The following is a 12,430-nucleotide window of genomic DNA, read 5'->3' as shown; positions in this document are numbered from 1 at the left end:
CGGCAATGGATTACACCAGCCTGCTGGCCGACGTCGCGCACGTCTTCGAGGCCATCGGCGCCGCCGTCCTAGTCGTCGGGCTCATCTGGTCCGGGGTGCTCGCTGTCCGCACCTGGCGAAGGTCCGGCGGCCGTCGCGGCTATCAGACGCTGCGGGAGTCGTTCGGGCAGGTGCTGCTCCTCGGCCTGGAGATCCTGGTGGCGGCCGACCTGATCACCACGGTCGCGGTCGCGCCCACCCTGGGCAACGTCGCCGTCCTCGGGTTGATCGTGCTGATCAGGACGTTCCTCAGTGTGTCGCTGCAGGTGGAGATCGACGGCCAGGTCCCGTGGCGCCGCTCACCGGCCCGGGGAAGGAACTCGCCATGAAAGTGCCGACGACGTCGTGGACGATCGTCATGACCTGTGGGGTCGTGTCGATCGACCTCTCGCTCGCGCACCAACCGGTGTTGTCGGCGATCCTGCTGTGGTTCGCCGCCGCGGTGTGGGTGCTGCTGACGGGCGTACTCGGCCTGCCGTTGATCTTCGAGAGGGGCCGGTTGGCGCGGGAGGCCGCGTCGCCCGGCGTGCTGACGATCGTGGCCGCGACGGCTGTGCTCGGCTCGCGGCTGGCCCTCGGCGGCTACCGGATCGTCGCCGCGGTGCTGCTGGCCGTGGCGGCGGTCGAGTGTGCGGTGCTGATCGGCCCGGTCCTGCGCCGGTGGGTGACTCCTACGGTGGGGATCTCGTTCGTGGCCGGTGTCGCGGCCGATTCGGTGGCGTTGCTGAGCGGCACTCTCGCCATGCCCTACCGAGCGCGCTGGCTGGTCTTCGTCGCGCTGGCCCTCGTGCTCGTGGCGCTGGGTCTCTACGCCTTCGCGGCCGCCCGATTCGACGTGCGGCAATTGCTCACCGGGCGCGGTGACCACTGGATCGCCGGGGGAGCGCTGGCCATCTCCGCGCTCTCGGCCGCCCGGGCCACCCAGGCGGCGGACGCGCTGGGGCTGTTCGACCACGAGGCGCTGACCGTCGGCGCCCTGGTGCTGTGGTGCGCGGCCATGGCCTGGCTCCCGGTGCTGATCGTCGCCGAGATCGCCCGGCCGCGGGTCAGCCTCGGCCTGCCGCGCTGGGCGACCGGCTTCCCGATCGGCATGTACGCGGCCTGCAGTTTCGTCGTCGGCGAGGTCACCGGCATCACCGGGATCGTCGACTTCGCGCGCGGGTGGACCTGGGTGGCGGTCGCCGCGACGGTGCTGCTGCTGGCCGGGCTGGCCCGAGGCCTCGTGCCCCGCCCACGGAGTTTCCCGGGCACGGACGCCTTGGGCGCGTCGTCCGGGGACGGCCGGGCCGCGCCCTGAGACGACGGCTCGGCTCTACTCCCGCCGGGCGGAACCGAGGGCCGAGTACGCGATGAGACCGGCCAGGGCCAGGACGGTGGCGACGACGGCCGCCGGCCGGTCGGTGTGGGGCTGCCCCGGCCACGTCGCCAGGGCGGCCCACCCGGCCGGCTGGGGGAACATCGCGGCGACGACCGTCCAGCCCAGCGGCAGGAACCAGGATCGGGCCGCGCCCACCACCGTCGCGCAGAGGGCGGTCAAGCCCAGCAGACCCGCGGTGTCGCGCAGGACGAGCGCCGCCGGGCCGAGCCGGGCGCCGGTCGGCAGCGTGGCCGCCAGCACGACCAGCACGAGCGTCAGAGCGGCCAGCAGGTGTACGGCCCGGCGCCACGGCCACCGCAGCGCGGCCGCGCGTTCCAGGTCTTCATCGGGAGCGGCCAGGGTGGTCGACAGGGCCGCCACCATCAGCGCGACCGTGAGCACGACGACCAGGGACAGGGCGTCGCGGTCGTCGGAGAGGGCCAGCCACAGCGCCCAGATCAGGGCCGCGCCGCCGACGGAGGTGGCCATGGCCAGCGGCACCCGTCGCGCGCGAAGGTGGAGGATCACCGCGTCAGGATCCCGGTGACGTCGCGGCACGCCGCCAGCGCGTCGCGGACGGCCGTCACGCGGGCGGTCGCCTCGGCCGGTGGCAGCGCGCGCAGTCCGCGCCAGAGCGTGACCGCGTCGGCGTTGAGCTCGGGGTCCTCGCCGGTCGTGTTCGGGACCACGCCCACGTCCGACACCGGCTCACGGCCGAGCAGATAGTAGGCGGCGGCCCGCTCGACCGAGCCGCTTCCCGGGCACTCGCCGGTGCGTTCGACCCCGAGGCCGAAGACGACGCCGGTCACCACGGCGGCGGGGTGCGCCAGGCCGCCGTGCTTATCGACGTCCACGGTGATCGTGACGACGTCCCCCGACGGGGCAGGCCGGTCACCGGCGAAGTAGTCGAACCGGTCCTCGTGCACCTCGGCCGGCGGGCCGGGCATCTTCGCGAGCACGGCCAGGCCCTGCCGGGCGAGCGGGGCCAGCGCGGGCAGCAGGTGGGCCTTGACCCGGGCGACGCAGACCTTCGGCGCGTCGTCGGTGCAGACCAGCTCACGGGCGATCGGGTCGGCCGGGGCGACCAGCGCGGCCTCGTCGCGCGGGACGACCGTCGCCGCGAGACCGAAGCCGAGCAGCGCGGGCAGCACCGCGGCCACCCTGACCCGCCAGGTGCCGCCGACGAAGAGGACCACCCCGGCCACGGCCAGCGCCGTCATCCAGATCGCGAGGGCGGCGGTCACACGCGGGTCGATGGTCTGCCACGCGTTGAACTTGCTGCTGCCGTAGACCGGCGACAGCACCGCGCCCAGCCAGTCCGGCCGCATGATCGCCGTGAAGAAGGTGAGCAGCACCCCGGCCACGCCGATCAGGGGAGCGGCCACCAGGGCGGGCATCAGCCGTCCGAGGCCGAGGCCCAGCCAGGCCGCCGCGACCAGCGACAGCGCCCCGACCACGACGATGACGACGGCGCCGGCCGGGAAGTAGGTGGCGGTCGAGGCCAGGCTCACCCCGCCCGCGACGACCACGACCAGATAGGCCAGGCCGAGGCCGGCGCCCAGCGCGATCAGGGTCGGCAGCGCCCGCCGGGAGCGCGAGCGTGGCGTGGTGGCGAACAGCTCGCCGACCCGGGCCCGGTGCTCGCGGCGGCCCAGCCAGGCGCCGCCGGTGAGGGCGACCGCCCACAGCAGGATCGTGTACTCCTTCGCCGCCAGCACGAGGGCCAGGTAGCCGTCCGACCAGCGGCCCGGCGTGAGATAAAGGGCGGCGACCCCGATAACCAGGGCGAACAGGGCTGCACCGACGGCGGCGGAGCGGCGCAGTTCGAGTCCGACGATGCTCATCGGGCCGCCTCCGCGCGGTGGCGGCGCAGCAGGGCCGAGTAGCCGCGCTCGGCGGCGCTGTCGCCCGCGTGGCCGTCGTCGCCGAGCGAGGCCAGCGCGCCCGGGGTGCCCTGCCACACCAGGCGCCCCTCGTTGATCAGCACGACCTCGGTGCAGGCGGCGGCCACGTCCTCGACCAGGTGGGTCGAGACGAGCACGCACGTGTCGGTGCCGAGGTCGCGCAGCAGTTCGCGCAGGTCGAGGCGCTGCTCGGGGTCGAGGCCGACGGTCGGCTCGTCAAGCAGCAGCACCTGCGGGTCGTTCACGATCGCCTGGGCGATGCCGGCCCGGCGCAGCATGCCGCCGGAGAGCGTCCTGAGCCGCGCGTCGGCCTTGGCGGCCAGCCCCACCCGGTCGATCGCGCGCTGGGCGGCCTCGCCGATGCCGGCCTTCGGCATCTCCTTCAACCAGGCCATGTACGACACGAACTCGCGCACCGTGAACCGCGGGTAGAACCCGAAGTGCTGCGGCAGGTAGCCGAGCGCGCGGCGGGCCGGGCGCAGATCGGCGCGGCCGTCGACCGCGCAGCCGAGCAGCGTCAGCCGCCCGCCGCAGGGTTTGAGGACCGTCGCCACGGCGCGCATCAGCGTGGTCTTGCCCGCGCCGTTGGGCCCGAGCAGGCCGTGGACGCCGGTGCCCAGGCTCAGGTCGAGACCGTCGACGGCCAGGTGGCGCCCGGCGCGCACCTTCAGCCCCTCGGCGTGGACGGCCCAGGGATGGGTGGTGGCGGCCGTCTCGGCCGTGCTCACCGCTCGCATGCGGGGGTTCCCTTCTAGAAGGTGGTCAGGCGCCGGAACTGTCCGGCGCGGAGCAGGGTCAGGGCGGCCAGCGCGACCGTGGCGACGGCCCACGCGCCGGTGGCGGCGGGTTCGAGCAGCACGGGCAGTTCGGCCGTGGCCAGGCTCGGGGCGACCACGACGGCGGCCCAGGCCACCATCAGGCCGATCGCGGCGCGGTGGACGCCGACGAGCGAGCCGAGCAGCAGCGTGGCGGCGGTGAAGGCCAGGCACGGCAGCAGCATCAGGGCGAGCTCGCCCTGACCCGCTCCGAACCCGGCGAGCACCGGGATGACCAGGGCCAGCACCACCGCGGTGCGCCGCAGCAGCATCGCCAGGCCGGCCGACGGGGTGCCGGCGATCAGCTCCCAGGCCGGGTCGAGGCGCCGGCTCCAGGCGGCGGCGACCCCGGGCAGCGGGGCCAGGGGCGCGAGCAGCAGCACGAGCGACGGCATCTCGGGCAGCAGGTGGCTGAGCAGCGCGGCGGTGACGAGCACGGTGGTGGTCATGGCGACCCAGGGCAGCAGGGCCACCACGAGCACCCGCTGCCGGATGCCCGCGTGGGACCGCCGGGGAGCCGGGCCGGCCGCGATCTCACGGTCGACGGCCACCGCGACCTCGGCGATCAGGGCGCGGGACTCGGCCGTCGTGCTGCCGGCCAGGCGGGCGCGGCAGTCGGCGCAGCCTTCCAGATGCACCTCGATCGACCAGACGGTCGCCTCGTCGAGGCCGGGGTCGCCGCCGGCGTAGCGGTCGATGTCGCTCAGGGTGGGATGCGTGGTCACGACAGGGCCTCCCGCAGGGCGATCCGGGCGCGGCGGACCCGGGACTTCACGGTGTTCTCGGGGACGCCCAGCAGCACGGACGTCTCGCGGACGGAGAAGCCGTCGAGGACGGTGGCGCGCAGCACCGCGCGCATCTCGGGCGGCAGGACGGCCAGGGCGTGCTCGAGCTCCTGGCCGACGCGGGCGGCCATCACCTCGTCCTCGGCGGCCGGGACGACCGTGTCAGCCGGGTGCACCGCGGGCATCTGAGCCTGCCGGGCGCGGCGGCGGAACGCGTCGACCAGGCGGTGGGCGGCGATCGTCCACAGCCAGCCGACGGCGGTGCCCTTGTGGTCACCACCGCCGAAGCTGCCGGCCGCCCGCCAGACGGCCAGGTAGGTCTCCTGGATCACGTCGGCGATCACGTCGGGGTCGGTGCAGCGGCGCCGCAGCCGCACCTCCAGCCACGGCGCCGTACGCCGGTAGAGCTCGTCGAAGGCCCGCTTGTCCCCGCGGGCCACGCGCCGCACGAGCTCCTGCTCGTCGGACGCGTCCAGGCTTCGTCTCACATCGGGTAAGACGATCGCACCCGCACGATCGGGTCTCGCATCGATGTGACCGTCGCCACTTTACGACGGTGGATGAATGGTCACGGGTCCAGCACGCCCGCCGCCGCGCACATTCCCGTCAGCCGGGCGGGGGCAGGGAACCGGGCAGCGTCGCCCAGTTCGGCACGCCCAGACCGCTGGCCGGGTCGTAGCCGGTCGTCGCGGTGCAGCAGCCGACCTTGGCCAGGTCGTTGTTGCCCTTGGTCACGTCGAAGAACGTCGACGGCTGGGTTGCGGCCTGATAGAACCAGCCGTTGGCCAGGCCGATCGGTGGGCGGCCGGCGTTGCGCTCGTTCGCGGCGACCAGGGCGGCCGCCGCCGCGGTCAACGGCGCCGAACCGCTCGTGCCGCCGACCGGCTGCAGGGCGCCGTCGGTGACGACGGGCCAGCCGGGCACGATGTCGGCCAGGGCGCTCACGTCGGGGACGGCGCGATGCGAGAACTCGTGGGCGCCGTTCTGGTACCACGGACGGGCCTCCTTGCGGCTCACCGCGCCGCCACCGGCCCCGTTCTCGCCGTACACGGAGTCGTTCCAGACCACCTCGGACGTGCGCACGTTGTCCGTGTTCACCGCCAGTCTGGTTCCACCCACGGCGGTCACGAAGGGCGACACCGCCGGGTACGACAGCGTGGTGCGCCCGGGACCCGGCCCGCAGGTGGTCGAGCCCGAGTCGCCGGCCGCGACGAAGGTCGAGGTCCCGGTCAGCGCGATCATCGCCAGCAGGCTGTTGATGACTTTCACCTCGGCGGGCAGCGCGCTCTCCTCGGTGAGCGCGCAACCGCCGTACGACACCGAGATGACATCGGGCTGGCCCTTGCTGTCGCCGATCGCGCGGCTGAACGCGTCGAGCATGCTGCTCGGGGTGGCCTGGACGAGCCGCATCTGCGCGCCCGGCGCGACAGCGGCCGCGTTCTGCAGGTCGAGCGCCGTCTCCGTGTCGGCGTTGGCGATCGCGGTCGGCACCCCGTCACCCTGCCTCTGCGCGACCACCGGGGCCTTGTAGCCGAAACACTCCCCGGCCAGCTGCAGGTCGCTCGGCCGCCAACCGCCGCCCAGATCGACGATCGTGACAATCGGAGTTCCCGACACCGTACGGCGTAAGGCGTCGATCCCGTACGCCGTCTGCACCTGGGTCGGGGTGTAGACCTGCTTCTGCTGCAGCGGCCCGGCCGAGCAGTTCGAGCTCGGGGTGCCGGTGTTGAGCGGAAACGGCTGCGCCCCGGCCGGCGGACTGCTGGGCGTGGCGTCGTCGGCGTCCGGTCGCGCGCCGGTCGGCGGCCGGTTGCCCTCGGCCGACGGGTCGTAGAGCTGGGCGTCGCCCGTCAGCACGGAGGTGCCCGACGGCTCGAGCGCGTCCGGCACCTCGTTAGGCAGCGAGTACGTGGTGAACGGGCTCGCCGCCGTGGCCGCCTGCACCGCCAGCGGCGTACGCAGGGCGGTCTGCCACTGGTCGGCCGAGCCGCTGACCCGCCCGAAGAGCCGGCTCGGGTCGGCCGCGAAGCCGAGGCCCAGCTTCTTGATCGAATCGGCGACGGCGGTGATCTGGTCGTCCGAGGCGCCGTACTTCGCGGCGGCGTCGCTCTGGGAGACGAACCGCCGGTATTGTCCCGACCCGGGGGTCGCGGCCGCGGTGGCGGCCTGCGTGAGCTCGGTGTCCGAGCTGGGCAGCGAAAGGTAGAACGTGATGACCCCGGCCTTGGGAATCGGCAGGGACACGTCGACCGGCGGCTTCTCCTCGACGGCACAGGCGTACGTCATCATCACCGCGACGATCAGGACGCCGACTCTCAGCCTCATCTGCTCACCCTCCCGCGATCACCCACTCCACCCTCGCTGATCAAGCCGGTGGTGTCATCCCACAGAGGCGTTACTCGGCAATCAGTGACGCGCGTCTCGGGGCCGGGCCCGCGAACCGGTTCCGGCTCGCGGGCGCGGGGATCGTACGCGGGAAGGTTGTGGATCTGATCGTCAGCCGGCGGCCGGGATCAGGCGGACCACGACCCACTTCGAGGTCGGCGTCCCGCTCTCGGCGGCCTGAGAATCCAGCGGTACGAGAGGGTTCGTCTCCGGGTAGTAGGCGGCGACGCAGCCCTTCGGCGTCGGGTATTCGACCAGGCGGAAGCGCTCGGCCCGCCGGTCGCGGCCGTCGGCCCACTCGGAGACCAGGTCGACCATGTCGCCGTCGGCGAAGCCCAGTTCGGTGAGGTCTTCGGCGCTGATGAAGACCACCCGCCGGCCCGACTTGATGCCCCGGTAGCGGTCGTCGAGGCCGTAGATGGTGGTGTTGAACTGGTCGTGGCTGCGCAGGGTCTGCAGGATCAGCCGGCCCGGCGGCACGGTCAGCACCTCGAGCGGGCTGACCGTGAAGACCGCCTTGCCTTCCGGGGTGGGGAAGGTGCGCGAGTCGCGGGGCGGGTGCGGCATGACGAAGCCACCCGCACGGATCTTCTCGGCGTAGTCGTCGCAGCCGGGCACGACCCGGCCGATGCGGTCGCGGATGCGGTCGTAGTCGCCGGCGAACTCGGCCCACTCGATGTCGTGCCGGTCGCCCAGCGTGGCCGCGGCGATCCCGCACAGGATGTCCACCTCGGAGCGCAGCAGCGGCCCGGCCGGCGCGGACCGGCCGCGAGAGGCGTGAACGGCCGACATCGAGTCTTCGACGGTCACCCGCTGTTCGCGGCCGCCGGTCAGGTCGCGCTCGGTGCGGCCGAGCGTGGGCAGGATCAGCGCGGTGCGGCCGGCGTCGATGTGACTGCGGTTGAGCTTGGTCGAGATCTGCACCGTGAACTCGGCACCGCGTACGGCGGCGGCGGTGACCTCGGTGTCGGACATCGCGGCCACGAAGTTGCCGCCGAGGGCGATGAAGGCTTTCGCCCGGCCGTCGCGCAGCGCCCGCACAGCCTCGGCCGCGTCGAACCCGTGCTCGCGGGGCGGCTCGAAGCCGAACTCGTCGCGGATCGCGTCGAGGAAGCTGTCGGGCGCCTTCTCCCAGATGCCCATCGTGCGGTCGCCCTGCACGTTGGAGTGGCCGCGCACCGGGCACAGGCCCGCGCCCGGCTTGCCGATCATGCCCTGCAGCAGCGCGACGTTGACCATCTCCTTGATGGTCGCGACGGCGTTGTGGTGCTGGGTGATGCCCATGGCCCAGCAGTGCACGATCCGCTTGGAGCCGGCCAGCATCTCGGCCGTGGCCTCGATCTGCGACCAGGACAACCCCGTCGCGGACAGGACGGCCTCGCGGTCGAGGTCGCGGATGTGTTTCTCCCACTCGTCGAAGCCGACCGTGTGGGACTCGATGAACGCGCGGTCGAGCACCGTGCCGGGTGCCGCGTCCTCGGCCTGCAGCAGCAGGAGGGACACGGCCTGCCACAGGGCCAGGTCGCCGTTGGAGCGGATCGGCAGCATCAGGTCGGCCAGGGGCGTGCCGCGGCCGGCGAGCCCGCGCGCCTTCTGCGGATTGTCGAAGCGCCGCAGCCCCGCTTCCGGCAGCGGGTTGACGGCGAGAATCTTGGCGCCGTCCCGCTTGGCGACCTCGAGCGCGGTCAGCATGCGCGGGTGGTTGGTGCCCGGGTTCTGGCCCGACACGATGATCAGGTCGGCTTCGTGCAGGTCCTGCAGCGAGACCGAGCCCTTGCCGACGCCGATCGTGCGGCGCAGCCCGACCGAGGTCGACTCGTGGCACATGTTCGAGCAGTCGGGCAGGTTGTTGGTGCCGAAGGCGCGGGCGAACAACTGGTAGAGGAACGCGGCCTCGTTGCTCGCCCGCCCCGACGTGTAGAAGATCGCCTCGTCCGGCCCGGCCAGCCCGCGCAGATGCTCGCCGGTCAGCGCGAACGCCTCGGCCCATGAGATCGGCTCATAATGCGTACCGCCGTCGCGCCGGACCATCGGATGGGTGAGCCGGCCCTGCTTCTCGAGCCAGTGGTCGGTCTGCCCGGCCAGGTCGGCGATCGAGTGCCGGGCGAAGAACTCGGGCCCGACCGTGTCACGCACGCCCTCCCAGGAGACGGCCTTAGCGCCGTTCTCGCAGAACTCCGCGGTGTGCCGGCGCCCCTGCGGGTCGGGCCAGGCACAGCTCATGCAGTCGAAGCCGTCGTTCTGGTTGAGCGTCAACAGGTTGCGAGCCGTCTTGACGACCCCCATCTGACCGAGCGCCTTGGCCATGCTGACCTGCACCGCCTTGAGCCCGGCAGCGTGATCGGCCGGAGGCCCGACCCGCAGCCGGGCCTCCTCGTCATCGACGGGAACATCGGGCGTATCGGCATCTCTCGTCACGATCAACAACGATCGCACCCTCGTGGGTCCACGACAACCGGGCCGCCGACCGGTGGCGTCTGGGCATCGGGCTTGTTGTTCCGGGCGCGCGGTTGCCGAGGAGCCGCAGTTGAGCTGCTCTCAGTCGAAGTCGCCGCGCGTCACCGCGTCGAGGAAGACGGACCATTCGTCGGTGGTGAAGCGCAGGACCGTTTCTGGCTGGACACTGCTACGAAGCAGGATCCGCCCGGCGTCGTCCTGCATCGCCTCCACGCAGGCGGCGTCGGCGCACTGTCCACTGCGGCGCCAGCCGGGTTCGCTGCGGCATGCATCGCTCATGGCTGCCTCCCAGTCCCGGAGTTACTCACGGTACACATGAGAAAACGGGATGTCATCTGGCGGGATTTCTGAGGCCAGGCCATAGCCATTCTGGGTGTGTGTCGTTTCTACAACCGCCGTCGGCACGCAAGTGTTCAATCAGGAATCAGCGCACCCGGGGCGTGCGGAGTCGGAGCGCATGACAGCCTGCGGCCTAACTGCTATGTTGCAGACAGCAACGTAGCTGTGTACGTCGGGCCAGCCCGAGCGCCGTGGCCGCATCAACCTGAAGTGCTGCTCAGAGAGCATTATCGCCCCGGGCGACGAAGCCCCGACGGACGTGAGGACATGACTGGTTCGCTCGGCGGCGACACTCCGGCGGTGGCCAGAGAGCGGGTCCGGAGCGGACTGCGGCGTGCGCGGCGGAACACGGAACTCACCCAGTCCGATGTCGCCAGGCGGTTGCGGTGGTCGCTGTCGAAGGTCCAACGGATCGAGACCGGTGAAGTAGCCGTATCAGAAACGGACATTCGGGCGCTTCTTCAGCTTTATGGCATCACTGCGGCCAGCACGGTTGCCGCCTATGCGGCCGATGCCAATCTCGCTCGGCGCGAACGTTGGACGACCCCGCCCGAATACCGGAAGTACTTGACTCCTGGTCTCCGTCGGCTGCTTCAGTTCGAGGTTGTGGCCACCCGGGTCCGGTCCTACCAGTCACTGTTGCTGCCCGGGGTGCTTCAGACGCCGGCCTTGGCCGAATACATCATCGAACAGGCCGGAGCGCAGCTCACGGCGGAGGAACGCCGAGTCCGGCTCGATGTCCGCCTGCGTCGTCGGCGGGACATCATCGAACGGCCGGACGGTCCCCGGTACTACCTGGTGATCGACGAGAGCGTTCTGCTGAGAACCGTGGGCGACGACCTGCTGATGGCGGAGCAGCTGGAGGACCTGGCCAAAGTCGCCGCCCATCCACATATTTTTCTTCGGATCGTCCCGCTCGACGAGAGTGAAGGTGCGATCATCGGCACGTTCGGCAATTTTCAGTTGATGAGCCTCAGCGACGAGGACGCCGACGATACCGTGCTGTACCGGGAGCGACACACCAGTGACCGTATCGATCACGATGTCGACGAGATTCGCTCCTACCGCGATGCTTTCGAGAGCCTCTGGATGTTATCGCTTCCCGAGGACGCCTCGCTGCGGCTCATCAGCTATGCAGCTCTCGGGCGCCGAGTGCGACTGGATCGCCGACCGGTGAAAGGGCAGTAATCGGCGCCGCGGCGGCCGCTCCGGCCGTCGGGTAAGTTCCGGGAAGACGAGAAGAAAGTCAGGATCCTTGTCCGAAACACATGACGGCACGAAGGCGTGGCGTCGGAGCACCTACTGTGCCGACACTGCCTGCGTCGAGATCGCGGCGGCGGGAGACCGCATTCTGCTGAGAGACTCGAAAGACCTCAGCCGGCCGCCGCTTGATCTCGATCAGGCTGATTGGGCGCAATTCGTCGATAAGATCAAGAGCGGGCAGTTCCAGTACTCATAGGTTGTAGTCGGATCGCGCGTGCGGGTGCGGGATCCCCGGTCGGAGGAGGCCGGGGATCCTGTCCCTTGCTATGGGTTGTCGGCGCTGCGCTCGAGGGCTCGCCGAAGACCACGGCAGACCTGATCGAATTCGGTCTGATCCTCCGATTCGAACAGCGTCATTAATTGTCCGTCGTACGTAGCCGCCAGCTTCCATCGCACGGGGGCACGCCGTCGCAGGGCGCGCATCGAGCCAATGAGAAAGAGCCCGGCCGCCGCCGCGACGACCTTCAGCTCCAGGCCGACGATCGGCACGATCAGTAGTGCGGCGAGCAGGGCGGAGAGACCGAGAAATCGCCCACCCCGCTCCGGACCGGGGCACCGGATGATGTGTACCTCCGCCAATTTGCTGATCGAGAATTGCAGTCGAGCGACGTGCACCGTTTCGAAGACGTGCTCAGTGATCAGCGCTCGACGGCCACGGTAGAAAACAGGCACGGTGACCCCACCCCCTTCAGGGGCTTGCAGGAAGAGGGGCCTCTGCGTGAGGATGGAGATGAGTGAAGTCCCCTCCGCAGGAGGTCGGACCCGACGGCATCCAGTCGCTAGCTGGGTGCCGTCACTCCGTTTCCGATGGTCAAACCTCGCTGTTGATAACAGTATGTAGGCAGCGAACGCTTGATCGGTAGCCTCTATCTGCGGTGTAGCACCTAGACGTCGCGCAAATGACGACGGATGTCGCCATTATTGTTCGGAGAGGCAGCGGCTCAACGTCGGGCGCCTCCGTCCGCCGGCATTCATCACAAATAAATCATGGCCCTGAGCTGTGCACATTCATCGATCAAGAGGGTAAAGGCGCGAGATGGTGCCAGGCCTTCTTGCCGTGTAGCCATCTGCTATATAGCAGTTAAG

13 protein-coding genes are annotated in these 12,430 nt (G+C 70.8%); 4 read left to right on the top strand and 9 right to left on the bottom strand.

What is annotated here, in order from left to right:
• The first annotated feature begins 5 nt into the window (after window positions 1–5).
• A complete protein-coding gene (locus tag EER30_RS29655; RefSeq protein ID WP_127503930.1) occupies window positions 6–368 on the top strand; it encodes a DUF1622 domain-containing protein in 363 nt (120 codons plus the stop codon).
• Window positions 365–1,336: an SLAC1 family transporter gene (locus EER30_RS29650; RefSeq protein WP_127503929.1), complete on the top strand. Its 972-nt coding sequence runs from the start codon at window positions 365–367 to the stop codon at window positions 1,334–1,336. Before EER30_RS29655 ends, EER30_RS29650 begins: the two co-directional genes overlap by 4 nt.
• Before the next feature lie 15 nt (window positions 1,337–1,351).
• Here the strand turns inward: EER30_RS29650 and EER30_RS29645 are convergent, their stop codons facing one another.
• The 8 genes from EER30_RS29645 to EER30_RS29610 form a co-directional block, all read right to left on the bottom strand.
• The gene (locus EER30_RS29645; protein WP_127503928.1) at window positions 1,352–1,924 is read right to left on the bottom strand and encodes a hypothetical protein; all 573 of its coding nucleotides are present in this window, start codon (window positions 1,922–1,924) and stop codon (window positions 1,352–1,354) included.
• Window positions 1,921–3,240 carry a hypothetical protein gene (locus tag EER30_RS29640; protein WP_127503927.1) on the bottom strand — a complete coding sequence of 440 codons (1,320 nt, stop codon included), beginning with the start codon at window positions 3,238–3,240 and terminating at the stop codon, window positions 1,921–1,923. The genes EER30_RS29645 and EER30_RS29640 overlap by 4 nt, the downstream gene beginning before the upstream one ends.
• Window positions 3,237–4,037 (bottom strand): ATP-binding cassette domain-containing protein, encoded by an 801-nt coding sequence (locus EER30_RS29635; RefSeq protein WP_127503926.1) that lies wholly within the window; start codon window positions 4,035–4,037, stop codon window positions 3,237–3,239. The genes EER30_RS29640 and EER30_RS29635 overlap by 4 nt, the downstream gene beginning before the upstream one ends.
• Window positions 4,038–4,051: 14 nt before the next feature.
• Entirely contained in the window at window positions 4,052–4,840 is a 789-nt protein-coding gene (locus EER30_RS29630) for an anti-sigma factor (RefSeq protein ID WP_127503925.1), read from the bottom strand.
• Window positions 4,837–5,388 (bottom strand): RNA polymerase sigma factor, encoded by a 552-nt coding sequence (locus tag EER30_RS29625; protein ID WP_127503924.1) that lies wholly within the window; start codon window positions 5,386–5,388, stop codon window positions 4,837–4,839. The genes EER30_RS29630 and EER30_RS29625 overlap by 4 nt, the downstream gene beginning before the upstream one ends.
• 118 nt (window positions 5,389–5,506) lie before the next feature.
• The gene (locus EER30_RS29620) at window positions 5,507–7,225 is read right to left on the bottom strand and encodes a S53 family peptidase (protein ID WP_127503923.1); all 1,719 of its coding nucleotides are present in this window, start codon (window positions 7,223–7,225) and stop codon (window positions 5,507–5,509) included.
• 171 nt (window positions 7,226–7,396) lie between these two features.
• A complete protein-coding gene (locus tag EER30_RS29615; RefSeq protein WP_127503922.1) occupies window positions 7,397–9,703 on the bottom strand; it encodes an FdhF/YdeP family oxidoreductase in 2,307 nt (768 codons plus the stop codon).
• A 120-nt stretch (window positions 9,704–9,823) separates the two neighbouring features.
• The gene (locus EER30_RS29610) at window positions 9,824–10,021 is read right to left on the bottom strand and encodes a DUF397 domain-containing protein (RefSeq protein WP_127503921.1); all 198 of its coding nucleotides are present in this window, start codon (window positions 10,019–10,021) and stop codon (window positions 9,824–9,826) included.
• A 327-nt stretch (window positions 10,022–10,348) separates the two neighbouring features.
• Here EER30_RS29610 and EER30_RS29605 point away from each other — a divergent pair, with 327 nt between their 5' ends.
• Both EER30_RS29605 and EER30_RS50030 read left to right on the top strand, forming a co-directional pair.
• Window positions 10,349–11,269 (top strand): helix-turn-helix domain-containing protein, encoded by a 921-nt coding sequence (locus EER30_RS29605; RefSeq protein WP_127503920.1) that lies wholly within the window; start codon window positions 10,349–10,351, stop codon window positions 11,267–11,269.
• Window positions 11,270–11,336: 67 nt separating this feature from the next.
• Window positions 11,337–11,540: a DUF397 domain-containing protein gene (locus EER30_RS50030; protein ID WP_127503919.1), complete on the top strand. Its 204-nt coding sequence runs from the start codon at window positions 11,337–11,339 to the stop codon at window positions 11,538–11,540.
• A gap of 68 nt (window positions 11,541–11,608) precedes the next feature.
• Here the strand turns inward: EER30_RS50030 and EER30_RS29595 are convergent, their stop codons facing one another.
• Window positions 11,609–12,016 carry a DUF6232 family protein gene (locus EER30_RS29595; protein WP_127503918.1) on the bottom strand — a complete coding sequence of 136 codons (408 nt, stop codon included), beginning with the start codon at window positions 12,014–12,016 and terminating at the stop codon, window positions 11,609–11,611.
• Window positions 12,017–12,430: the final 414 nt, after the last annotated feature.

This window comes from Actinoplanes solisilvae, assembly GCF_003999975.1.
GTDB classification, from domain to species: domain Bacteria; phylum Actinomycetota; class Actinomycetes; order Mycobacteriales; family Micromonosporaceae; genus Actinoplanes; species Actinoplanes solisilvae.
The sequence above is the reverse complement of the archived record's forward strand: the minus strand, read 5'-3'. Positions and strand labels throughout refer to the sequence as shown.